We start from the raw sequence: 21,824 nt of genomic DNA on the forward strand, positions 1-21,824 counted from the left end.
ATAGATGTCGGATCACGCAACAAAATTCAAGCGAGAACCCGCGGAGCAGCGCAAAGAGGCGTTGATCCAGGCCACGCTGTCTTTGATCGCCGAGCAAGGTTTGCAAGGTGCGACCGTTCGGGCGATTGCCGAGCGGGCCAGTGTAACTCAGGGTCTGATCCGGCACTATTTTTCTTCGAAAGAAGATTTAATTACAGCAGCTTATGACTTTCATATGCGGCGGCTGACGGATATGACGTCGGCCCCTGCAGACGGAGATTATAGCACAGCCAGATTGCGGCTGGCGACGTTTGTAACGACCGGGCTGACCCATCCGGTGGTCGATCCGGGGTCAGTGTCCCTATGGGCGGGCTTTTTGAACAAAGTTCTGGCGGACGACAAAATGCAAGCGATCCACGAACAGACATATCGGGATTTTCGTGACCGCTTGGAATCACTCATTGCAGATGCGCTGAACGAGGTAGGCATACCAGCCAGCCCGGCGGAACTGCGCAGGTTGGCTATCGCATGCAACGCCGTGGTCGACGGCTTGTGGATGGAGGGCGGCGCCCTGCCATACGCCTTTGAGCCGGATGAGCTGCCCGAGATTGGGCTTGCTTCGGTTGGGGCAATTATCGGTGTTGAATTGACGGATCTTGAGCAGAGGCAGACATGAAGAAAACAGCGATTACCGAACGCCTTGCCGGCCTAGGTGGCGCCAAATGGGAAGTTTATCTCAAGGCCAAGGAACTTGTCGAGCAGGGGCAGGATATCATCGAATTGACCATTGGCGAGCCGGATGTGCCAACGCCTACCGAACTGGTGGAAAGCGCTGTGGACGCTTTGCGCGCCGGGCGTACTAACTACTCCAATGGGCGTGGTGAGGCTGGACTGCGCTCTGCACTGGCCGATCGTTATTCGGCCAGATCCGGGCGCACGATCACGGATAATCAAGTGCTGTGTTTTCCAGGCACCCAGACCTCGCTTTTTACCGTCCTGATGGGCGTGGCCGAGGCGGGTTGTGAGGTGCTGGTGGGCGATCCGATGTATGCAACCTATCAAGGTGTGGTACGCGCAAGCGGTGCGGATATTGTGCCGGTACCATTGCGGCCGGAAAACGGTTTTCGTATTTCTGCGGATGATATCGCGGACAGGATTACCGCGAAGACCACTGCGCTTTTGTTGACCACACCGCATAATCCTACCGGGTCGATCCTGACACGCGAAGACATAGAAGCAATCGGCGAGCTGGCTATCGAACATGATCTATGGATCATTTCTGATGAGGTTTATGAAGAACTGATCTTTGACGGATCTGTGTTTACCTCACCCCTGTCGCGGTCCGAGTTGGCGGATCGGGTAATCGTCGTCTCGTCGATATCAAAATCCCATGCCGCCCCCGGATTCCGCAGCGGTTGGTGCATTGGTCCCGAGGAATTTACCGCGCGCCTTTTGGCGCTGTCGGAAACCATGCTGTTTGGAAATCAGCCCTTCATCGCCGACATGACCGAGACGGCCATTCGCAACGGTTCAACCGTGGCCGAAGGCATGGCGCAACGGTACGCCCGCCGCGCCCGGATGCTGAACGACAGGCTGCCGAACGAGACACATCTGCGTGTGCATCTTCCACAGGCAGGTATGTTTGCGATGATTGATGTCTCGGCCACAGGGATGAATGGGAACGAGTACGCCTTTCATCTGCTCGAACATGGCAAAGTCGCGGTGATGCCGGGGCCGTCTTTCGGTGACACGGTTGATGACTGGGTCCGTATCGCGCTGACGGTGGACGACGCGATCTTTACCGAAGCCTGTGACCGGATCGTTGCCCACGCGACCCAACTGCAACTGGAAAACGCATGACAAGCATTGGTGAGGCGCTGGTTGATCAACTGGTCAGGCGCAATGTGGATACCGTGTTTGGCATCCCCGGCGTGCATACGGTCGAACTGTACCGCGGGCTGGCCGCATCGGGCATTCGCCATGTCACCCCACGACACGAGCAGGGGGCAGGGTTCATGGCTGATGGCTATGCCAGGGTATCCGGCAAGCCCGGCGTGGCCTTTGTGATTACCGGCCCCGGTTTGACCAATACACTCACGGCGATGGGGCAGGCTCGGGCAGACAGCGTTCCGATGCTGGTTGTGTCTGGGGTCAACACGTTGTCCAGTCTTGGCAAAGGGCTTGGTCACTTGCATGAGTTACCGGATCAACGAGCGATGGCGCGAACAGTCGCTCTGTCATCGGACCGAGTTGAAAAGTCAGTTGAACTAGTAGCCGCGTTGGACCGCGCCTTCGCCCTGTTTCAATCCGGTCGCCCAGGGCCAACACATATCGAAATCCCGCTAGACGTTGCGGGGGACGAGTTTGCTGGTCCGACCGATGCTGCGAAAGGTCCCGTCGATAAGTCTCTTGATCCGGCGCTTCTTGACCGTGCTGCCAAGCTACTAGGGTCGGCAAAAGCGCCGGTCATTCTGGTCGGCGGCGGTGCGCGCAGCGCGGGCAGGCCGATCCGGCAGCTGGCCGAAGCGCTGGATGCGCCGGTTGTTCAAACCGTGAATGCGCGCGGGTTGATGTACGATCACCCGTTGAGTGTACCAGCAAGCCCAAGCCTGAATTCAGTGCGTGCTTTGATCGAACAGGCCGACGTGGTTCTGGCTTTGGGGACTGAGCTGGGCCAGACGGACTACGATATGTACGCCACCGGCACGATGGCTGAAATGCCATCCCTGATCCGTGTGGACCTATGCCCCGATCAGCTGAAGCGCCACGCAGCGGACATCGCCATTGTTGGTGATGCGGCAATGGCAGCGGCCGAACTTGTGGATCGGTTTGCCGCATCGCCCAAGTCGGCAAACGGTGCCGCGCGCGCGGCTACTTCGCGGCAGAACGCGGTCGAAGAAATCGGGCCAGAAATGCAGGCGTTACTGGCTGTGCTGAACGCCATGCGCGATGCAGTCCCTAACGCGATCATGGTGGGCGATTCTGCTTATCCGATCTATGCAGGAAACCTGTACTACGATCATGATCGGCCTGGCGGGTGGTTCAACGCCGCGACCGGGTTTGGATCGCTTGGATATGGCATACCCGCCGCGATCGGCGCTGCATTGGCGGACTCTGACGCTCCGGTCATTTGTATCGCAGGCGACGGCGGGGCGCAGTTCAGCCTTCCTGAGCTGATGTGCGCCGTTGATGAAAAACTGCCGATCACCTTCGTGATCTGGAACAACCACGGTTATCAGGAAATCGCCACATCAATGCAGGCGGTCGGTGTGACTGTGCTGGGATGCGATCCGACCCCACCGGATTTTGAAAGCGTCGCCCGGTCGTGCGGCATGCCGTTCTGGCGCACTGGCCCCGACCCGTTGGACGTGGCCCAAGCTTTGTCGTCTGCGCAATCCCAAGATGGCCCGCGGCTTGTTGAAATCCGCGCGCCCAACCAATCACACTCTTGATGAAAAGTGAGACCGAAAATGACTGACCCGACCTATGAATTCTCGCGCGCGATCACTCGTCGCCCAGCAGCGACCATCACCGATGGTCTGCGTGCCGAAGATATCGGTACGCCGGACCTAGACCGAATGCTTGCATCTCATGCGCATTATGTCGAAACCCTCAAGAAAACCGGAGCAGAGGTTATCGAACTGGCTTCCCTTGAGACGTATCCGGATGCCGTCTTTGTCGAAGATACCACACTGTGTCTTCCTCAGGGTGCGGTGATGATGCGCCCCGGTGCACCCAGCCGCATGGGTGAGGTGGCCGAGATGGAGCCGACAATCCGCGGCGTTTATGACGAGGTTCGGCAGATCGCTGGGCCCGGCCATATTGAAGGCGGGGACATTCTGGTAACGGGTCGCGAAATTCTGGTTGGCCGGTCAGATCGGACCGATGCGGCCGGTGTCGCAGAGCTGACCGAAATCGTTTCCGACTGGGGCCACACCGTACGCGAGGTTTTTACACCACCGGGTGTGCTGCACTTCAAAACGGATTGTTCGTTGCTGGATGGGGAAACCATCCTGTCCACGAAACGGCTGGACGCATCCGGCTGCTTCGAAGGATATCGGGTTCTGCATGTGGCAGAAGGCGAAGAAGCCGCTGCAAACTCGATCCGGTTCAACCAATTTGTCCTGGCTCCGGCTGGCTTCCCGCATACCACCGAGATGTTGCGCCAGAACGGTTATGATGTGGTCGAAATCGACAATGTGGAATGCGCCAAACTGGATGGCGGAATGTCATGTCTGTCGCTGAGATTCTGACCTGATTCACGACGATTCAGAACCGACTAACCTTGAACCAGCCAAATGCGTCCTGCTGCAACCAAAAAAGAGTGGGCGCATTTTGGCGTGATTAAGGTTAGCCGCTTCAACCACATGGATATTCATTCGAAATAGTATGATCCCTACCCAGTGGGTGTAGCTTTGCACCAGTTTCGCGCAGTATTTCTTTTGCACCCAAATCCCATCTCGCCCGTGCTTGCCGGGTTGTGTATGACTTGGGCAAAGAAGTTATGGCAGGAAATACATGTCTCAGGCGCTCACCGTATTCACGACGATGAAGAACGAAGGCCCCTATATGCTGGAATGGGTCGCATTCCACAAAACACTGGGAGTCGATCACTTTGTGATCTTCACCAATAGCTGTGAAGACGGCACGGATGCCATTGCCCGCAGGCTGCAGGAATTGGGTCTTGCCACACATGTCCCGAACGAGGTCAAAGAAGGGGGAAACCCGCAGCATCAGATGCTACGGCGCGCGCGGCGTCAGCCCAAAGTGAAAGAGGCCGACTGGCTGATGTGTCTGGATGTTGATGAATTCTGGAACATCCGCTGCGGTGACAACAGCTTTGCGGCGCTGATCGCAGAAACCGAACAGCGGGCCGGAAAGCCGGTGGATGCGATCTCATTCGCGTGGAAATTGTTTGGTAGTTCGGGGAATATCAGCTTTGAAGACAAACCTGTGACCGAGTCCTTTTCGATGGGGGATCAGGAATTCCCGTATCATTCCGGCCGGGCCTATGGTCTGAAAACCCTGTTTCGTAACAACGGAAAATTTACGCGGTTCGGCCCGCATCGCCCGAAAGGGGTCGAAGAAGGGAAAGAAAGCGAAATCGCTTGGTCCGATGCCGGTGGCAGGCTGTTTCCGTCCGAGAAGGTTGGGTGGCGCGCATGGCGGAAATTTGATCATTCGCTGGGGCGGATTCATCACTATTCCGTCCGGTCTTTGGATGGGTTTCTGGTCAAAAGGGATCGGGGCCGTACCAATCATATCCGCGTAGACCAAGGGCAAGCCTATTGGCAGGACATGAATGCCAACAAAGAAACAGATCACTCGATACTGCCAGCAGCGCATCGCGCGGCCCCATTGCTGGCCGAACTGAAAGCCGATGAAGAACTCGGCTGCCTGCACGCGAAGGCATGTGACTGGCATCGCACCAAGATATCAGAGATCAAGTTGCGGCCTGACTGGGTGGATTTCCGCCTCTGGCTTGCGGAAAATCTGGTCTGATCACCATGGCAGAAGACCTTTCAAAAGAGCAGCTCAAGCCTGATCATCCCGATCGTAAGACGGGGTATGAACGGATTCTGACAGACCCTGCGCCCCCTTGGTTTGTCGAGCTGTATCCAGGTGGGGACGGGACCGGGTTTCTGCAAAAGCTGAACAGACACTCGGTTTTGTTTCACCAAAGGTCTGCGTCCCGGCTTGTGGTCAGCTTTGACAACATTGCCAATGCCAACGACCTGTCTTTTTCCCGCGAACCCTGGGGCTGGAAGTTCTTCCGTGACGAAGGCTGGTCCCATATGGGGATATTTGCGCGGACCAAAGCCTGGTACCGCGATCCCGAGATCATCTCGTATTTTCAGACCCAAGCGGATCAGGGTTTTTTTGCACAGTTTGATCAGGTTGTGTTTGCGGGCGCTTCGATGGGCGGATTTGGAGCGCTGACATTCTCGGCCCTTGTTCCCGGCGCCAATGTCATCGCTTTCAATCCGCAGACAACGCTGGATGAACGGCTGGTCCCGTGGGAAACCCGGTATCGGTTCGGGCAGGTGCAAGACTGGGATCTTCCCTTTAGCGATGCCGCGCAAACCATTGAGAATGTGGGGAAAGCCTACGTTTTCTATGATCCCTTTTTTGATCTTGATCGCCAGCAGGTGACGCGATTGAAAGGCGATAATGTCGTGCTGCTGAAGACATGGTTTTCAAACCATTTCGCGGCCCCGATGCTGCGCAAATTGGATATACTGAAGCCGGTTATGCTCGAGGCGATGGACGGCACACTGGAACCCCAGGCCTATTACCGGATGATGCGGGCACGGCGGCGACTGCCTTTGTATATGCGCGGGATCGAGGCGATTGGCGGCGAACGTCACCCACAGCTTGTTACGCAAGCAAGGCAGAGGTTCCGACGGCTGCGGCGCGCAGCCTTGGCCGAAGCAGCCTCATGAAGCCCGAAAAGGGGGTCTTTATCGGCCAGCGCAAAGACCGGATGGGTGCCCGGTTGCTGATGATGCTGACCTGCATCCGGTTGGCCGAGGATTTTGACACCAGCTATCGGGTCAACTGGTTTCCCAAAGGTGCGGATGCGCCAGAGCTGGGCCAGCCGCAAGAATTGTTCTCACAAGAGTGGATGGATGAGCATTTCCTGAGCACCGAATCCTTTGATGCTCTAGGCGAGAACGCCCTGCCGATATGGTCGTTTCAGGGCGATGCGACACCGGATCGGCTGATATCCCATCTGAATTCCGGCCGCTCTGTTGTCGTCGAGGAAGGCTTTGAGGTTCTGGCCTTTCAATGGGAAGATGTCGAGCAGATCCGCCCCCGGTACCGAGAGTTCATCCATCAGATCGGGTTCACGGATGAAATCCGGAACATTATGGAAAAGGCAGATGCCAAACTAAGTGGCAAGGGGGTGTCGGCCTATCACATTCGCCGTGGCGACATCCTGAATGGTCTGCCGTGGAAGCATACGACCTGGCCGGCAAAGATCGAACCGGAAGAACTGTATGCAGCGCATCTTGAAAAAAACGCAGGGTGTGCCGCGATCATGTTTTCAGATCAGCCCGAGCTTGTGGCCCGATTCCAAGTGCAGTTTCCGCACCTTATGCAAATGTCAGATATCGCGGATCTTTCCAGTCTGACCCGCGCACAACGAGACTTTCTGGAGCTCTATACCATGTCGCGCGCGGATCAGGTGATTGCACCGTTTATCTCGGCGTTTTCCATGGCAGCAGCGCGGATTTCCGGGCAACAAAGGAAGGTTTTTCGGGATGTTTTAGCGGAAAAGGACATCAACCAGGCCAACGAACAGATGATTGAACGGTTGCGCCTTGGCCCGGAAGAATTTCTGAATCTCTCAGAAGCCGCTCATATCTATTCCAAAGCGTCCTTTTATCTTCATGGTTTGGGCGCTGGAGATCGGGCTGAAGAGGCATTGGAACTCGTTCAGCCGCTGATGGATGCAGGTTCTGATAATGCTTTTGTGCCGCTGCTTCAGGCATTGAATTACTTTTACCTGAACCGATGGGCTGAAGCGCTGGAATTGACGGAAGAGGCCCTGAAGAACCCACATATCTGGCCGGAAGATTTTGCAGTCGCTACGGCACTAAAGGCAGCAATCTTGGGGGGGCAGAAAAAGCGCTGGATGGCAGCGCAAGTGCTTAGCCGGGCGTTCTGGACCAAGCCAATGCGCCCGGATGTCATCATATTTGGCTCTCGGCTTTTGTATCGCGATCAAATCGCCCATCGCGCTATGCCGCCGATAGATTGGGCAATGCAAAAGATTATTCGGAGGCCTTGGTTCAACTATAATTCCCACGTTGCCCAAAGAAAAGTTCTGGTGCGCTTGCCCTGTAATTTTGACCTGATCCTATTGGATTGGGCTAGTCTGTCCGTAGATCAAAGGGCGCGCCGTCTAACCTCCAACAGATCCCGTTTGCAGACTTTGGCTGACGGGCTAGAAAGCTCAACTCAGTTGCCCGAGGACGTTCGCATTTCACGCGAAGACCCGCGCTTTGAAGGGGTGCAATCTTTGCTGCGTTTGCATTTGGGAGATACATCTTTGGCGCAGTCTTTGGATATTGCGCGGAAAGTGGCCAAGCGCCTTCCGGATAACCCGTTATACTTAAAGCGACTGGCCGAACTGTATGAGAAAGATGGAGATTTTGTAAACGGAAGGCTGGCCATGGCAGATGCGTTGGCCTGTGATCCGGGCAACCCATTTCTGGTCTTTGCGATGGGGCAATACCTTGAAAGGAACGGGGCCGAAGAACAGGGGCAAAACCAAATTATTCAGGCTGCGGAACTGGATGACAATACAGCGACGATTCAAGGAGAGGCCGGCAGGATATTTCTGCAACGAGGTGAAAAGCAGAATGCGCGCGTTCATCTTTCCAAGGCCCACGCGCTGTGCCCAACCCTAAAACGATATTCCAATCAGCTGAAACGTGCGGGTGGAAAATAGACGAATTTCTCTTGGTGACCGGCTTGAATACCGGTAGTTTGCGGTCAAAATCTTAAACAAATCTCCGATACCACCGGGGCAATGAAAACAAGCAGGGCAGTCAGGTATGGCCGAACAGGATCCTCGATATATCAGCGTTACCCCTATGAAGAACGAAGGACCATTCGTTCTTGAATGGATCGCCCATAATCGTGCCATTGGTGTGGACCAGATTGTGGTCATGACCAATGACTGTACCGATGGTACAGATGCCTTGCTGCAGCGATTGCATGACCTTGGCATTGTCACGCATGTCGACAACAACTCGAGACGTCAGACCAGCCCGCAAAAACGCGCCTATAACGCCTTTCTGAAAATGGAAGTGGCCCGTCCACAGGATTGGGTGATCGTTATCGACGCGGATGAACATATTAACGTCAGAACCGGCGACCATACATTGCGTGCGCTGACAGGTGCCATGCCGGATGCAAAAACGATTTCAATGACTTGGCGTCTATTCGGAAACGCCGGCATTGTTCGGTACGAGGACCGTTTCCTGTCGGATCAGTTTCGCCAAGCTGCACCTGAGCGTATTTTTCGACCGCCGCAAGCTTGGGGCTTTAAGACCATGTTCCAACGTGGCGTATGGGATGCGCTCGGTGTCCATCGACCGAAAAGGCCGACCGTTGAAACGATGGAAGAATGCCATTGGTACAACGGATCCGGTCAACCGATGCCCGAAAGGTATTTTACTGCCAGTTGGCGATCGGCGCGGGACTCCGTCGGGTACGAGCATGTTCAGATCAATCACTATGCTCTGAAATCCTGTGAAAGTTATCTGGTCAAGAAAATGCGTGGTCGGGCCCATCATCTGGGGGAAAGCCTTGGGATGGAATATTGGAACATGATGAACCAAAACGCCGAAACTGAGACCTCGATCGACACAATCCTCGATCGGAAACGGGCTTTGTATTACGAAATGCTGTCAGACGCTGAGACGGCCCGCCTGCACCATATGACCTGCGATCTGCATCGCCAACAGGTTGCCCAGTTGCGCGAACAACCCGAGATGCAAGACCTCATGCGTCAGATGACCGCCGGGTTCTCAGCCAAGGCCGAGACCTGAGGTCGCTTGGCGAATAGGAACGTTTCATGCTCTGGCTACACATAGGAATGCCCAAGACTGGGTCGACTGCGTTACAGGGGTTTGTTCGCAAAAACGGTCAAGTGATGGCTGGGGCCGGATTACACTATATGGAAACGGGCCGCAGGCGAACCGAGGGGCAGGGGCGTCTGGCCAGCAGTCATAACCTGATTGCCTTCCACATGAACCAAACCGATCAGCCGGTCACCGCCCTGCGCGAAGCGATGGCACGGGAATATGCTGAGCATGAGGATAAGGCATGCTTGGTATCGTCTGAGATGTTGTATTCAGTCGATCTGCACAAACTGGCCGAGATTTTCGCCGAGATCCCCGCGCGTGAGATGAGGATTGCTTTCTACTGCCGTAGATATTCTGACTTTTTCGAAGCCGATTATAAACAAAGGGCAAAGAACGGCAGGCTTGCCGGGGGCGGCTCTGAATATATTCGTACCCAGCTGGACGAGATACGTGCGCATCCTGAGCGTTTCAGCTTTGCCAGTGCTGCGGCTCGGATAAGGTCAGCTTTTCCGGGCGTCTCGTTGGTGCCTATGCTGTATGAGCGCTCTGAAATGGCCAATGGCAACATTGTCGATGATTTTCTGGATCGCATCGGCGTCCAACTGCCCTTGGGCAGCAAGACCGAAACATCGTCCAATCCTTCGCATTCAAGAGCCGCGTGTGAGGCGTTTGGTGTGGTCACTAGGGCTATGGGACGCAAGAAAAGTCGCCAGTTGCGACGTCGGTCTGTCGATGATCCCGTGATGATGCGTAAGAATGATGTGCTTGAACCGGAAGAACGCACCTGGCTGGACTCGTTTATGGCAAATGAAGATGTGAGTTTTCATCAAGAGTTCTTTCCCGACCGGACGCAGCTTTTTGCCCCTGTCAGGTTGAGCATGCATGATCAGTCGTTTCGCCGGGACACAGCCGCGGAATATCAGGCGCTGCGCCAGGCATCCGAGATCGTGTTTCGCATGGCGCTAGAGGGTTGACCTTATTCGACGGTAATTTCCTGGCGCTGCCGGCCAGTGGTTTTGTCAAAGATCAGGATGCGATTGTCATCAGTCACAACCGCAAACCAGTTGTTTCCAATGGTGACCGCCTGCGCTTTTGCGCCATCGGGCAACTCAACCTGATCAGGCAGGGTGGGGGTCCGGTCCGATAGCCGGATGACAATCAGTGCGAATGTCACTAGAACCCCGCCAATCATCACCGCGGTCAGCAGCATGACCATTCTCCGCAGCAGGCGAAGCTGCGGCGTTTCCTGCGGTTCTTGGGGTTCGGAAGGGACAGTCATGGGCACTCGCCAGATTGAGTTTCAAATCGCGGCCGATCCGCCGCCCCGCCTTGATAAGGCGCTTTCCCGCGATGTGCCAGCCGAGGAAAGCCTGTCGCGGACCCGATTGGGGAAGCTGATCGAAGAGGGGGCCGTGATGATCAACGGAACCGCCGCCCGCGACCCCAAGGCCAAGGTGGCCGAAGGCGCAGTGGTGGCGATCACTGTGGCCGAGGCCGAAGACAGCCATATCGGCCCGGAAGACATCCCGCTGGAGGTCGTATTCGAGGATACCGACCTGATCGTGGTCAATAAACCTGCGGGTATGGTCGTGCATCCTGCGCCCGGCTCTCCGAACGGGACATTGGTCAATGCGTTGCTGCATCACTGCGGTGATGACCTGTCTGGCGTAGGCGGCGTAAAGCGCCCCGGCATCGTGCATCGCATCGACAAGGAAACCAGCGGGTTGCTGGTGGTGGCCAAATCCGACGCGGCCCATCACGGGCTTGCCGCGCAGTTCGAGGCGCATAGTGTCGAACGCTATTATCGCGCCATCTGTTACGGTGTCCCGGATGCCAATGATCCCCGGTTGCGCGGCGTCAAAGGTGTCAGCTTTGAGCCCGGAAACATCATGCGGATCACCACTCAGCTGGCCCGTCACAAGACAGACCGGCAACGACAGGCTGTGCTGTTTCACGGTGGTCGCCACGCTGTCACGCGCGCCCGCCTGGTCGAAACGTTTGGGGCCCCGCAAGGGCTGGCTCTGATCGAATGCTGGCTGGAAACAGGCCGCACGCATCAGATTCGGGTTCACATGACCCATGCCGGTCATGGTCTGGTCGGTGATCCGGTTTATGGGGGCAAGCGGAAACTCGCAGCTAAAGCCTTTAGCGCGTCTGCCGCAGAGGCCGTACGAGACTTTCCTCGTCAGGCGCTTCATGCTGCGGTTTTGGGTTTTGAGCACCCGATTTCAGGTGAAAACCTTCGCTTCGAGGCTGTGTTGCCGGATGATATGGAAAATCTGATTGAACAGCTGCGCACACCGCTGACATAATAAGCAAAGTTACGTGAATAACGTTTTCTTAGGTTTCCTTTATCAAACGTTAATTTCAAACTGTTAACGGTACCTCTTGAACGGATCGGGACGACCTCCCATATCCATGTTAACGACTTAAACATTTGTCGGAGGGACAAGAAACATGGCCAATTACGCAAATCTCCCCGCGCCGACGCCGGAAGGCGGGCTGAACCGCTATATGCAGGAAATTCGTAAGTTTCCCCTGCTGGAGCCAGAAGAAGAATACATGCTGGCCAAAAGCTGGGTTGAGAAGCAAGATACTGAAGCTGCACATAAAATGGTGACCTCCCACCTACGGTTGGCGGCCAAGATCGCTATGGGTTATCGCGGTTATGGGCTGCCACAGGCCGAAGTGATCTCCGAGGCCAATGTCGGTCTTATGCAGGCCGTGAAACGGTTTGACCCGGAAAAAGGATTCCGGCTGGCGACCTATGCCATGTGGTGGATTCGCGCCTCGATTCAGGAATACATTCTGCGGTCATGGTCTTTGGTCAAACTGGGTACAACCTCGGCGCAGAAAAAGCTGTTTTTCAACTTGCGCAAAGCTAAGGCACGCATCGGTGCGCTGGAAGAGGGCGACCTGCGTCCGGAAAACGTGGCCCGGATCGCAAATGACCTTGGTGTGACCGAAGCAGAAGTGATCAGCATGAACCGCCGGATGTCCGGTGGCGACGCCTCTCTGAATGCGACCGTCGGGTCCGAGGGCGAAGGCACCATGCAATGGCAGGACTGGCTTGAGGACGAGGATGCCGATCAGGCGGGCGACTATGAGGCCCGCGATGAGCTCGACGCCCGCCGCGAGCTGTTGGCGGCTGCTCTTGAAGTTTTGAATGACCGGGAAAAAGACATTCTGACCCAACGCCGCCTGATGGATCAGGCCGTCACACTGGAAGAGCTGAGTACGCAGTACAATGTCAGTCGCGAACGCATTCGCCAGATTGAAGTCCGCGCTTTTGAGAAACTTCAGAAGAAGATGCGAGAGCTTGCCCGAGAAAAGGGGATGCTGGCCACAGCCTGACCTCTTCGTTAATTGAACGGGCCCGGTGCGACATTGGTCGTGCCGGGTTTTCTATTTGTGTTAGCGCTAATGACACTCGGACTGAGGGCGATTACAACAGACCGGATCAAAGCCATAGGGGGTGTCCATGATGCAGAATCCGGTGAATTGGGGCGTATTGGGAGCTGCGAAATTCGCGCGGCAATATATGGCCCCGGCAATCCACGCAGCTGAGGGCGCGCGTCTGGCGGGCCTTGCGACGTCCGATCCCGCCAAAGGCGAACCGTTTCAGGCCTTTTGCCCGGATTTGACGGTTTATAACAGTTATGATGCGTTGCTGAACGACCCACAGATTGAGGCCGTTTACATCCCGCTGCCCAACCATTTGCATGTCGAATGGAGCCTTAAGGCACTGGACGCCGGTAAACATGTGCTGTGTGAAAAGCCGATGGCTATGACCGTGTCCGAATTTGCCCCATTGATCAACAAACGGGATGAGACCGGATTGTTGGCGGCCGAGGCCTATATGATCGTCCAACACCCTCAATGGAAGTTTGTACGCAAGCTGATCGCCGACAAGGCGATCGGGAATTTGGCCCATGTGACGGGTGCGTTCAGCTTTGACAGCCGGGCGGATACGGCAAACATTCGCAACCGGGCTGAGACCGGCGGAGGTGGGCTGCGTGATATTGGCGTCTATGTGATTGGCAGCGCGCGCTTTGTCACCGGGCAGGAGCCGATTCAGGTCGAATCCGCCATCCGGTGGGAGGATGGGGTCGACGCTTTTACCGAGATTCGCGCTCAGTTCCCGGATTTCACCTATTCCAGCTATGTCTCGATCCGAATGCATCCGCATCAAGAGATGGTGTTTCATGGCGACCGCGGCATGATCCGGCTGACTGCGCCGTTCAATCCGCGTGTGTTCGGAGAGGCGCGTGTCGAATTGCACCGCCCCGGCCTGGAAATACAGGTCACACGTTTCCCCGCGGACGATCACTATAAGCTGCAGGTCGAAGCTTTTTGTCGGTCGGTCCGTGAGGGTGCCGAATATCCGTGCCCGCTTGAGTTTTCACGCGGCACGCAGGAAGTGATTGACCGTGTGCTGGAGAATGCAGTGGCGCTGCCATGACTTGCCACGCTTCTTGAACCGCTGCAAAATCGGCTAACACCTTTACAGGAGGCATCCCGATGGCAGGTGGCTGGGCGCGCGACGGCGCAGTAAGCGAACAGATCGAGGCATCCATTTCGGATGAGCTGGCCCGAATGCAGGCCCAGAAACGGCCCGTAGGCGAAAGCCTGACCCATTGTGCCGAATGCGAAGAACCAATCCCCGAAAAGCGCCGCACAGCACTGCCTGGCGTGAAACTGTGCCTCGAGTGCCAGCAAGAACGTGACGGGGCGCACAAAATGCGCGGCGGTATCAACCGGCGCGGGTCGAAGGACAGTCAGTTGAGGTGAGTTTATTATGTTTGCTTTGAGCCCAAAGTAGAGGATGCTGCTTTTTGCTCGAATGCCCATTTGACGCAACGTTGACCAGACCACGAAACTCATCTAGTGACGCGTTCAATCTGAGGAGTGCCCTGTCAGTGATCAAGTAATTTCCACCCTGCACGAAGCTAACTGGCTTCATTGGAAATCATTGTACAGGAGCAGCAGATGCATCCCATTATTTATGACGTCGCCGTATCGCTTGACGGGTTTATCTCTGGTTTGTCTGGCGACATTTCGAAATTCGCCCATGAAGGGCCCGTTGTCGACGACTATGCCAATCGGCTTGAAGGCTACAAGACAGCAATCATGGGCCGGAAGACCTATGAGTTTGGCTATGAATACGGACTAGAACCCGGACAGAACCCATATCCGCACATGAACACGATTGTGTTCTCAAACACGTTTCAGTTGCCTGAGAAATCCGAGGTATCGGTTCTAAAGCGGCCAGATCCAGACGATATTAGGCAGATAGCCCGAGAATCTGATGGCCCGGTATATTTGTGCGGCGGAGGAGAGTTCGCAGGATGGATGCTCGTCGAAGGATTGATCGACAGGCTGATCCTCAAGCGAGCGCCGTGTATCTTGGGAACCGGAGTTGGATTGTTTGGCAGCAATACATCGGCCTTGAGCCTGTCTCGGACCAAAACCGAAATATATGAAAACGGGTATACTCTGGAAGAATTCGTAGGTTTCTGACTTCTTGAAGCGGACATTCGGACTATTTGTTCGTTTGTCCGCTTTGTCCGCGAAGCAGACATCACCGTCTCCGCTTCAGGCGGCTTCAGCCCTCCATCGCCTCCAACTCGTCAATAAAGCCCGAGATCATCGACAGGCCTTTGTCCCAGAACTTGGGATCGCTAGCATCCAGACCGAACGGGGCCAGCAGCTCTTTGTGGTGTTTTGACCCACCGGCGCGCAGCATGTCGAAATACTTGTCCTCGAACCCGTCGGCGCCGCTTTCGTAGACGGAATAGAGCGCGTTCACGAGGCCGTCGCCAAAGGCATAGGCGTAGACGTAGAAGGGCGAATGCACGAAATGTGGGATATAGGCCCAGAACGTCTCATACCCTTCCATGAATTCAAATGCGGGGCCGAGGCTTTCGGCCTGAACGCTCATCCACAAGGCGTTGATGTCGTCCGGGGTCAACTCGCCCTCGCGGCGTGCGGCGTGCAATTTGCATTCGAAGTCATAGAAGGCGATTTGGCGCACGACCGTGTTGATCATGTCCTCGACCTTGCCAGCCAGCAGAATCTTGCGCTGCTCAGGGGTTTCGGCCTTGTCCAGCATTTTGCGGAAGGTCAGCATTTCACCAAAAACCGAAGCGGTTTCGGCCAGCGTCAGCGGGGTGGAAGACAGCATCTCACCTTGATCGGCGGCCAAAACCTGATGAACGCCATGGCCCAGCTCATGCGCCAGGGTCATCACATCGCGGGGCTTACCAAGATAGTTCAGCATCACATAGGGGTGGACGTCAGTTACGGTGGGATGCGCAAAGGCGCCCGGCGCCTTGCCCGGTTTCACCGCGGCATCAATCCAACCCTTCGAGAAGAACGGCGCGGCGATCTCACCCATACGCGGATCAAAGGCCTCATAGGCATCCATCACGGTTTTCTCGGCGTCATCCCAGCCGACAATCTGCGTGTCTTCCATCGGCAGGGGTGCGTTGCGATCCCAGACCTGCATCACGTCCAGACCCAGCCATTTGCGCTTTAGCTCGTAATACCGGTGGCTCAGCTTGGGGTAGGCGGCCACGACCGCCTCGCGCAGGGCCTCGACGACCTCGGGTTCGACGTCATTCGACAGATGGCGACCAGTCTGCGCGGTCGGCATATTGCGCCAGCGGTCGACGATTTCCTTTTCCTTGGCCTGCGTGTTGTGAACGCGCGCGAAGGTCTTGACGTTGTCCTGAAACACGCGGGCCAATTCGCGAGAAGCCGCTTCGCGTTTGCTGCGGTCCTGCTCGGTCAGTAGGTTGAGTGTGCCTTCGATGTTCAACTCTTCTCCGTCAACATCAAAGGTCAAGCCCGCGATGGTCTCGTCGAAAAGGCGTTCCCAGGCATCGCCAACAACACCCAGATCGTGCAGGAATTTTTCTAGCTCGTCAGATAGCTGATAGGGTTTCATCGCGCGGATGCGGCGGAATACGGGCTCGTAACGGGCCAGATCGGTGTTGGCGTCGAAATGCGCTTTTAGCGCGTCGTCGTCGAGGCGATTGATTTCCAGCGTGAAGAACACCAGCGGCGTGGTAAAGACAGTGATCTTTTCCTGCATGTCCGAGAGGAACTTGGCGCGCTCGGCATCGGTCGTCAGCTGATAATAGCGCAGCCCGGCAAAGGACATGATGCGCCCGGCGATCGAGTTGATCTTTTCGTTCCGCAACACGCAGGTCAGCAAGCCCAGGGCATCAAGATCCGCCAAATTGCCTTCGTAATCTGCGGCAAAGGCGGCGCATTCGGTTTCCAACCAGTCCAGGTCACGCGCAAGCTCGGCCGCGTCTTCCGAAGCATAGAGATCCGTCAGATCCCATTCCGGCAGGTTGCCAAGATTATCGGCCCCGCCGACCGCGTTTGCGTCACGTACTGGAAAAGGAAGGTCGCGCATGGATCACCTCGAAAATCTGCTTTGGCAAACATCTAGGCGCGACCGGCGAGGATCACAAGCGGACAGTCAAAGGGAAAGCGCCGGTTCCAGGGGTGATCCGTCTATGCAGCTTTGAAATGCGCGGCGATTTGGTCAAATGCAGGGTCGCGCACCTCTGGCGGTTCCATCAGGACTTCGTGTTCACCGGCTGGAATTTCGATCAACGTGCTGTTCGGCCAGTTTGCCATGCGTGCGCGGATGGCCTTGCGGTCCACAATCTGCTCGTGGGAGCCAAGATATGTCAGGCATGGGATGGCTGGGGCAGTCTGCACCATCAACCAGTCGCATTCATCTAATGCCTCGCGCAGCCAGATCGTCGACGGTGCACCAAGGGACAGTTCGGGATACTTGGCCAGATGATCCTGCATCATTTTGTACATGGCAGGATCGCGCGTCAGGCTATTGCCTTCGAAAGGCTGTGTCAGAACATAGCTGTCCAGTGATGTGGTCGGGGGCGTCTTTTCGCCAAACCCCAGTCGTGGGGCCCAATTTGCGGTCAACCGGCTGATGGGTTTCATAAGGGGCGTAAAGAAAATCCCCCACATCGGACCGGTAAAAACACAGGTAGAAAAACAATCGTTTTCCAAAACTGCCCGCAATCCAATGGCACCGCCCATAGAGTGGCCGATAACATGCCAGGGCCTGGGCAGATCAAGCTTTGTGGCCAGCTCTAGCGATACATCTACGTCTTGCTGATAGTCAGTGAATTTATCGACATGGCCAACCCGAGGATCGTCAAGCAACCGGTCTGCCAATCCCTGACCCCGCCAGTCGATCACCAGCACGGCAAAGCCACGCTTGACGAATTCACTCGCCGCATCACCGTATTTTTCGATGTATTCAGTGCGACCGGGAAACAGCATGACAGTCCCGTTCGCTGTACCTTCGGGGCGCCAATGCGCCACGCGAATTCGGGTACCGTCGGCGGTGTTCAACCAATGAGCAACACCGCCAGCGGGGCCGCCAGCCACGTCTTCGAACAAAGGGGCCGACGGGTATTCCATCAGGCCAGGGCCGAGGCGAGTTTCATTGCCGCGCCCATGTCGCCGTCAATGCTCAGTTTTCCGGCCATGAAGGCGCTTGTCGGGTCCAGATCACCATTGAGAATTTGCTCGAACGTGTCCGCATCAGCGTTCAAAGTCACGTCCGTTTCTTCATCGCTGATGCGCGCGCCGCTTGCATCAACTACGATCGCGCCCAAATCCGCGATGGCAAATTTAGCCGATGCGTCGAAATCGCCGCCCGACAGTTTCTCATTCAGCACTGCTGCGGCTTTTTCCAATGAATCGCTCATGATCTTCCTCATTTTGTTAGTACGCCGTGAATGGACATCCTCGGTCGCAACGCTACACTGACACTTGTTATGAGCAATGCAATCAACAATCTCAAAGGTACCGTTGCGGCACTTTTTGTCCTAGTCATGTTTTCCTCCACTTGCCTTGCGCAGCAGGAGGATTCCCGCGACGAGGCCGAGTTGTTGCAGAACCTTGCACAGGCCACACCGGACCAGGCGACTGGAATCGACCGCCAGTTACGGGCGCTCTGGTCGCAATCGGGTTCGGCCTCGGCCGACCTGCTGCTGGAGCGTGGGCGCGAAGCACTGGATGATGGTGACACCTATGCCGCGATCGAGCATTTGACGGCCCTGACAGACCACGCGCCTGATTTCGCCGAAGGCTGGCACGCGCGGGCCTCTGCGTTTTTTGGGATCGAAAGGTTCGGGATGGCTGCCGCAGATCTGGAACATGCCCTGACGCTGAACCCGAACAACTATGAAGCCATCTACGGGCTTGGATTGATATTTGAGATTCTGGGTCAGCCCGAAAAGGCATTTGCGGCCTATTCCCATGCCTTGGCTATACATCCCCATTACGAAGAAGTAACCAATGCAGTGAATCGACTGAAAGCCCAGATCGAGGGCTCGGCCCTCTGAAAACCGGGGGCAGGGGGCAAAGGTGAGCGGGTCATCCCGAATCGTGGCCGTACTTGGCCCAACCAATACAGGCAAAACCCATTACGCAATCGAACGTATGCTGGGGTACCGCACGGGGGTGATCGGCCTGCCGCTGCGCCTGCTTGCGCGCGAGGTATACGACAAAATCGTCGCCATTCGCGGACCGTCGGTGGTGGCGCTGATCACCGGGGAAGAACGTATCGTACCGCCGCGTGCGAAATATTGGGTCTGTACGGTCGAGGCGATGCCCGAAGGCATGGGTGCCGATTTTGTGGCTATCGACGAAATCCAACTCTGCGCCGACCCGGAACGCGGCCACGTCTTCACCGACAGGTTGCTGCGCGCGCGCGGCACCAATGAAACCCTGTTTCTGGGATCCGATACCATGCGCGGCCCCATCGCGGCACTTGTGCCCGAAGCACAATTCGTCCGGCGCGAGCGGATGTCGCAACTGGTCTATGCCGGTTCCAAGAAAATCAGCCGCATGCCACCGCGCAGCGCCATCGTCGGGTTTTCGGTCGACAACGTCTATGCCATCGCCGAGCTGCTACGCCGTCAAAAGGGTGGGGCGGCTGTGGTCATGGGGGCGCTTAGCCCGCGTACACGGAATGCACAGGTTGAGCTCTATCAGAATGGTGAGGTCGACTATTTGGTTGCCACCGATGCCATCGGGATGGGGTTGAACCTGGATGTGAACCATGTTGCGTTCTCGTCCCTGACCAAATTCGATGGCCGGCGGATGCGGCCCCTGGCCCCGAATGAACTTGCCCAAATTGCTGGCCGCGCAGGGCGCGGAATGTCCGATGGAACCTTCGGCGTGACCGGCGAGGCGCCGCCTCTGGACGACGGTGTCGCGCAGGCCATTATGGACAGCCGCTTTGCGCCGATGAAAAAACTGAATTGGCGGAATGCCGCCTTGCAGTTTGGTTCGATTGACGCTCTGATCCACACGCTCGAGATTAGCCCGGATAGCGAACACCTGATCAAAGCCCGTCCGGCAGATGATCTGAATGTGCTTAAATCCTTGTCGCAAGTTGCCGAAATTGCGGCCCGTGCCAGTGATCCGCAATCCGTTCGTTTGTTGTGGGATGTTTGCCGAATCCCCGATTTTCGCGGCATCAGCCATGCCGAACATGCCAGCCAGATCGAAGTGATTTTTGGCCACCTGCATGAAGGTGGTTCGATCCCGGATGACTTTATGGCGCGGCAAATCCGCCGGATCGACCGAACGGATGGCGATATAGATGCACTGTCAAAAAGGTTGGCATATATTCGCACCTGGACTTACGTTGCGCAACGAAATGGTTGGGTGCGTGACGAATCCCATTGGCGTGATGAGACGCGCATTGTAGAAGACAGGCTGTCAGACGCTCTGCATGACCGTTTGACTCAGAGATTTGTGGACCGGCGCACATCCGTTTTGTTGCGCCGGCTCAAACAGAAGGAGGCCCTTTTGGCCGAAGTAAATGACAAGGGTGAAGTGACCGTCGAAGGTGAATTCGTCGGTCGTCTGGAAGGGTTCCGGTTCAGTCCGGACAAAAGCGCGCAAGGAGCCGAGGCGAAAGCCTTGAAATCGGCGTCCTTGCAAGCCCTCGCGCCGCAATTCCATCTGCGTGCCGATCGCTTCTATAATGCACCCGATACCGAAATTGATTTTACCGATCAGGGTGGCTTGATGTGGGGTGAATATGCCGTTGGCAAGCTGGTTGCCGGGGCAGAGCCTCTCAAGCCGCTGGTCGAGGTTTTTGTGGACGAGGCCGCGGGCCCCGATGTTGAACAGAAAGTTCAGCGTCGCCTGCAGCATTTCATCGACCGCAAAGTGGCCGCACTGTTCGAGCCGTTGCTGAACCTGTCGCGCGATGAAGAACTCAATGGGCTGGCTAGGGGCTTTGCCTTCCGCATGGTTGAGGCGCTAGGCGTATTGCCGCGCGCAGGTGTTGCGCAAGACGTCAAGGATCTGGATCAGGACGCCCGTGGCGCGCTGCGCAAACACGGTATCCGCTTTGGTCAGTTCACCATTTTCATGCCGCTGCTGCTGAAACCGGCCCCAACGCGTCTGCGTCTTGTTCTGTGGGCATTGGCAAATGGCCTGCAGGAATTTCCCGACGCGCCGCCTCCGGGTCTTGTTACTGTGCCCATCGCCAAAGGCGCACCTGACGGTTATGACACTATGTGTGGTTATCGCGATGCGGGCGAACGCTCGATCCGGATCGACATGCTGGAACGTCTGGCCGACATGCTGCGCGCTGAAGACAGCCGTGGTGGGTTCGAGGCCAAGCCTGACATGCTGTCGATCACCGGTATGACGCTGGAACAATTCGCCGACCTGATGCAGGGGCTGGGCTACAAGGCCGAACGCGCCGAGCGTGAAAAGGTTAAGCCCGCACCGGCAGAGCTACCTGCCGCAGAGGCCACGGAAGCAGCTGCCTCCGAGGAAGTGCCCGCACCAGAGGGAACCCCCGAAGAGGTCGCCGCACCCACCGAGGCGTCAGCCGAGGCCACCGAAAGCACCGAGGCAGCAGCCGAGGCCACCGCGCCGACAGCCGCAACAGATGAACCCGAAGTTGAGGTCTTTTATACCTTCACTTGGGGCCGTCAGCGTCAGGCCAACCAAGGCCCACGCCGCGAACAGCGACAGGGGCAGGGCAAAGGTAAGCCGCGCGGTAAGCCTCAGGATGGCCGGGGCAAGCCGCAGGGCAAGAAAGGTGGCAAGCCGCAGGGTGCCAAGACCTTCTCATCTCGTCCGCCCAGGAAAGAAAAGCCCATTGATCCCGATAACCCGTTCGCGGCCGCGCTTATGGGTTTGAAGGAAGGCAACTAAAGCCTG

General features: G+C 56.5%; 20 protein-coding genes. 16 read left to right on the forward strand and 4 right to left on the reverse strand.

Annotation, left to right across the window (positions count from 1 at the left end):
- Positions 1 to 4 precede the first annotated feature (4 nt).
- From AC2FIC_RS02655 to AC2FIC_RS02695, 9 genes are all read left to right on the forward strand, one after another.
- Complete coding sequence (locus AC2FIC_RS02655; RefSeq protein WP_271946462.1) at positions 5 to 655, forward strand: TetR/AcrR family transcriptional regulator; 651 nt, start codon at positions 5 to 7, stop codon at positions 653 to 655.
- Entirely contained in the window at positions 652 to 1,839 is a 1,188-nt protein-coding gene (locus AC2FIC_RS02660) for a pyridoxal phosphate-dependent aminotransferase (protein ID WP_496690738.1), read from the forward strand. The genes AC2FIC_RS02655 and AC2FIC_RS02660 overlap by 4 nt, the downstream gene beginning before the upstream one ends.
- Positions 1,836 to 3,431 carry a 5-guanidino-2-oxopentanoate decarboxylase gene (locus AC2FIC_RS02665; RefSeq protein WP_496690737.1) on the forward strand — a complete coding sequence of 532 codons (1,596 nt, stop codon included), beginning with the start codon at positions 1,836 to 1,838 and terminating at the stop codon, positions 3,429 to 3,431. Before AC2FIC_RS02660 ends, AC2FIC_RS02665 begins: the two co-directional genes overlap by 4 nt.
- An 18-nt stretch (positions 3,432 to 3,449) precedes the next feature.
- Positions 3,450 to 4,232: a dimethylarginine dimethylaminohydrolase family protein gene (locus AC2FIC_RS02670; RefSeq protein ID WP_496690736.1), complete on the forward strand. Its 783-nt coding sequence runs from the start codon at positions 3,450 to 3,452 to the stop codon at positions 4,230 to 4,232.
- Between the two features lie 265 nt (positions 4,233 to 4,497).
- Positions 4,498 to 5,481 carry a glycosyltransferase family 2 protein gene (locus AC2FIC_RS02675; RefSeq protein ID WP_496690735.1) on the forward strand — a complete coding sequence of 328 codons (984 nt, stop codon included), beginning with the start codon at positions 4,498 to 4,500 and terminating at the stop codon, positions 5,479 to 5,481.
- 5 nt (positions 5,482 to 5,486) lie between these two features.
- Positions 5,487 to 6,422, forward strand: a complete 936-nt coding sequence (locus tag AC2FIC_RS02680; RefSeq protein ID WP_496690734.1) for a hypothetical protein — start codon at positions 5,487 to 5,489, stop codon at positions 6,420 to 6,422.
- Positions 6,419 to 8,437, forward strand: coding sequence for a hypothetical protein (locus AC2FIC_RS02685; protein WP_496690733.1), 2,019 nt, complete (start codon positions 6,419 to 6,421; stop codon positions 8,435 to 8,437). Before AC2FIC_RS02680 ends, AC2FIC_RS02685 begins: the two co-directional genes overlap by 4 nt.
- 106 nt (positions 8,438 to 8,543) lie before the next feature.
- On the forward strand, positions 8,544 to 9,542 hold the full coding sequence (locus AC2FIC_RS02690; protein WP_496690732.1) for a glycosyltransferase family 2 protein: 999 nt from the start codon (positions 8,544 to 8,546) through the stop codon (positions 9,540 to 9,542).
- A 47-nt stretch (positions 9,543 to 9,589) separates the two neighbouring features.
- A complete protein-coding gene (locus AC2FIC_RS02695) occupies positions 9,590 to 10,552 on the forward strand; it encodes a hypothetical protein (RefSeq protein WP_496690731.1) in 963 nt (320 codons plus the stop codon).
- A gap of 2 nt (positions 10,553 to 10,554) precedes the next feature.
- Here the strand turns inward: AC2FIC_RS02695 and AC2FIC_RS02700 are convergent, their stop codons facing one another.
- On the reverse strand, positions 10,555 to 10,857 hold the full coding sequence (locus AC2FIC_RS02700; RefSeq protein WP_142634436.1) for a DUF6476 family protein: 303 nt from the start codon (positions 10,855 to 10,857) through the stop codon (positions 10,555 to 10,557).
- Between AC2FIC_RS02700 and AC2FIC_RS02705 the strand changes: the two genes are divergently transcribed.
- The 5 genes from AC2FIC_RS02705 to AC2FIC_RS02725 all read left to right on the forward strand — a co-directional run bounded on the left by AC2FIC_RS02705 (position 10,856) and on the right by AC2FIC_RS02725 (position 15,098).
- Positions 10,856 to 11,890 (forward strand): RluA family pseudouridine synthase, encoded by a 1,035-nt coding sequence (locus AC2FIC_RS02705; RefSeq protein ID WP_496690730.1) that lies wholly within the window; start codon positions 10,856 to 10,858, stop codon positions 11,888 to 11,890. The genes AC2FIC_RS02700 and AC2FIC_RS02705 overlap by 2 nt on opposite strands.
- A 145-nt stretch (positions 11,891 to 12,035) precedes the next feature.
- Positions 12,036 to 12,932 carry an RNA polymerase sigma factor RpoH gene (gene rpoH, locus AC2FIC_RS02710; RefSeq protein ID WP_142634432.1) on the forward strand — a complete coding sequence of 299 codons (897 nt, stop codon included), beginning with the start codon at positions 12,036 to 12,038 and terminating at the stop codon, positions 12,930 to 12,932.
- Between the two features lie 130 nt (positions 12,933 to 13,062).
- On the forward strand, positions 13,063 to 14,040 hold the full coding sequence (locus AC2FIC_RS02715; RefSeq protein WP_496691034.1) for a Gfo/Idh/MocA family protein: 978 nt from the start codon (positions 13,063 to 13,065) through the stop codon (positions 14,038 to 14,040).
- Positions 14,041 to 14,099: 59 nt separating this feature from the next.
- Positions 14,100 to 14,369 carry a DksA/TraR family C4-type zinc finger protein gene (locus AC2FIC_RS02720; RefSeq protein WP_281972270.1) on the forward strand — a complete coding sequence of 90 codons (270 nt, stop codon included), beginning with the start codon at positions 14,100 to 14,102 and terminating at the stop codon, positions 14,367 to 14,369.
- Between the two features lie 198 nt (positions 14,370 to 14,567).
- Positions 14,568 to 15,098 (forward strand): dihydrofolate reductase family protein, encoded by a 531-nt coding sequence (locus AC2FIC_RS02725; RefSeq protein WP_496690729.1) that lies wholly within the window; start codon positions 14,568 to 14,570, stop codon positions 15,096 to 15,098.
- Between the two features lie 85 nt (positions 15,099 to 15,183).
- Here the strand turns inward: AC2FIC_RS02725 and AC2FIC_RS02730 are convergent, their stop codons facing one another.
- The 3 genes from AC2FIC_RS02730 to AC2FIC_RS02740 all read right to left on the reverse strand — a co-directional run bounded on the left by AC2FIC_RS02730 (position 15,184) and on the right by AC2FIC_RS02740 (position 18,337).
- Positions 15,184 to 17,004, reverse strand: coding sequence for a M3 family oligoendopeptidase (locus tag AC2FIC_RS02730; RefSeq protein WP_271946498.1), 1,821 nt, complete (start codon positions 17,002 to 17,004; stop codon positions 15,184 to 15,186).
- Positions 17,005 to 17,105: 101 nt separating this feature from the next.
- The gene (locus AC2FIC_RS02735) at positions 17,106 to 18,047 is read right to left on the reverse strand and encodes an alpha/beta fold hydrolase (RefSeq protein WP_496690728.1); all 942 of its coding nucleotides are present in this window, start codon (positions 18,045 to 18,047) and stop codon (positions 17,106 to 17,108) included.
- Entirely contained in the window at positions 18,047 to 18,337 is a 291-nt protein-coding gene (locus AC2FIC_RS02740) for an SCP2 sterol-binding domain-containing protein (protein ID WP_142634424.1), read from the reverse strand. Before AC2FIC_RS02740 ends, AC2FIC_RS02735 begins: the two co-directional genes overlap by 1 nt.
- A 69-nt stretch (positions 18,338 to 18,406) precedes the next feature.
- On the opposite strand from AC2FIC_RS02740, the gene AC2FIC_RS02745 reads away from it, so the two are divergent.
- Both AC2FIC_RS02745 and AC2FIC_RS02750 read left to right on the forward strand, forming a co-directional pair.
- The gene (locus tag AC2FIC_RS02745; RefSeq protein WP_496749107.1) at positions 18,407 to 18,976 is read left to right on the forward strand and encodes a tetratricopeptide repeat protein; all 570 of its coding nucleotides are present in this window, start codon (positions 18,407 to 18,409) and stop codon (positions 18,974 to 18,976) included.
- A gap of 22 nt (positions 18,977 to 18,998) precedes the next feature.
- Positions 18,999 to 21,818: a helicase-related protein gene (locus tag AC2FIC_RS02750; protein WP_496690726.1), complete on the forward strand. Its 2,820-nt coding sequence runs from the start codon at positions 18,999 to 19,001 to the stop codon at positions 21,816 to 21,818.
- Positions 21,819 to 21,824: the final 6 nt, after the last annotated feature.

This window comes from Ruegeria sp. CDSC079 (assembly GCF_059610505.1).

Excerpts from the sequence above, each read along its gene's own strand:
- AC2FIC_RS02655 (WP_271946462.1), top strand. The coding sequence starts at position 5 with ATGTCGGATCACGCAACAAAATTCAAGCGAGAACCCGCGGAGCAGCGC.
- AC2FIC_RS02725 (WP_496690729.1), top strand. The coding sequence starts at position 14,568 with ATGCATCCCATTATTTATGACGTCGCCGTATCGCTTGACGGGTTTATC.
- AC2FIC_RS02735 (WP_496690728.1), bottom strand. The coding sequence starts at position 18,047 with ATGGAATACCCGTCGGCCCCTTTGTTCGAAGACGTGGCTGGCGGCCCC.
- rpoH (WP_142634432.1), top strand. The coding sequence starts at position 12,036 with ATGGCCAATTACGCAAATCTCCCCGCGCCGACGCCGGAAGGCGGGCTG.
- AC2FIC_RS02715 (WP_496691034.1), top strand. The coding sequence starts at position 13,063 with ATGCAGAATCCGGTGAATTGGGGCGTATTGGGAGCTGCGAAATTCGCG.
- AC2FIC_RS02685 (WP_496690733.1), top strand. The coding sequence starts at position 6,419 with ATGAAGCCCGAAAAGGGGGTCTTTATCGGCCAGCGCAAAGACCGGATG.
- AC2FIC_RS02720 (WP_281972270.1), top strand. The coding sequence starts at position 14,100 with ATGGCAGGTGGCTGGGCGCGCGACGGCGCAGTAAGCGAACAGATCGAG.
- AC2FIC_RS02730 (WP_271946498.1), bottom strand. The coding sequence starts at position 17,004 with ATGCGCGACCTTCCTTTTCCAGTACGTGACGCAAACGCGGTCGGCGGG.
- AC2FIC_RS02705 (WP_496690730.1), top strand. The coding sequence starts at position 10,856 with ATGGGCACTCGCCAGATTGAGTTTCAAATCGCGGCCGATCCGCCGCCC.
- AC2FIC_RS02670 (WP_496690736.1), top strand. The coding sequence starts at position 3,450 with ATGACTGACCCGACCTATGAATTCTCGCGCGCGATCACTCGTCGCCCA.
- AC2FIC_RS02690 (WP_496690732.1), top strand. The coding sequence starts at position 8,544 with ATGGCCGAACAGGATCCTCGATATATCAGCGTTACCCCTATGAAGAAC.
- AC2FIC_RS02700 (WP_142634436.1), bottom strand. The coding sequence starts at position 10,857 with ATGACTGTCCCTTCCGAACCCCAAGAACCGCAGGAAACGCCGCAGCTT.
- AC2FIC_RS02680 (WP_496690734.1), top strand. The coding sequence starts at position 5,487 with ATGGCAGAAGACCTTTCAAAAGAGCAGCTCAAGCCTGATCATCCCGAT.
- AC2FIC_RS02740 (WP_142634424.1), bottom strand. The coding sequence starts at position 18,337 with ATGAGCGATTCATTGGAAAAAGCCGCAGCAGTGCTGAATGAGAAACTG.
- AC2FIC_RS02665 (WP_496690737.1), top strand. The coding sequence starts at position 1,836 with ATGACAAGCATTGGTGAGGCGCTGGTTGATCAACTGGTCAGGCGCAAT.
- AC2FIC_RS02695 (WP_496690731.1), top strand. The coding sequence starts at position 9,590 with ATGCCCAAGACTGGGTCGACTGCGTTACAGGGGTTTGTTCGCAAAAAC.
- AC2FIC_RS02745 (WP_496749107.1), top strand. The coding sequence starts at position 18,407 with ATGAGCAATGCAATCAACAATCTCAAAGGTACCGTTGCGGCACTTTTT.
- AC2FIC_RS02675 (WP_496690735.1), top strand. The coding sequence starts at position 4,498 with ATGTCTCAGGCGCTCACCGTATTCACGACGATGAAGAACGAAGGCCCC.
- AC2FIC_RS02660 (WP_496690738.1), top strand. The coding sequence starts at position 652 with ATGAAGAAAACAGCGATTACCGAACGCCTTGCCGGCCTAGGTGGCGCC.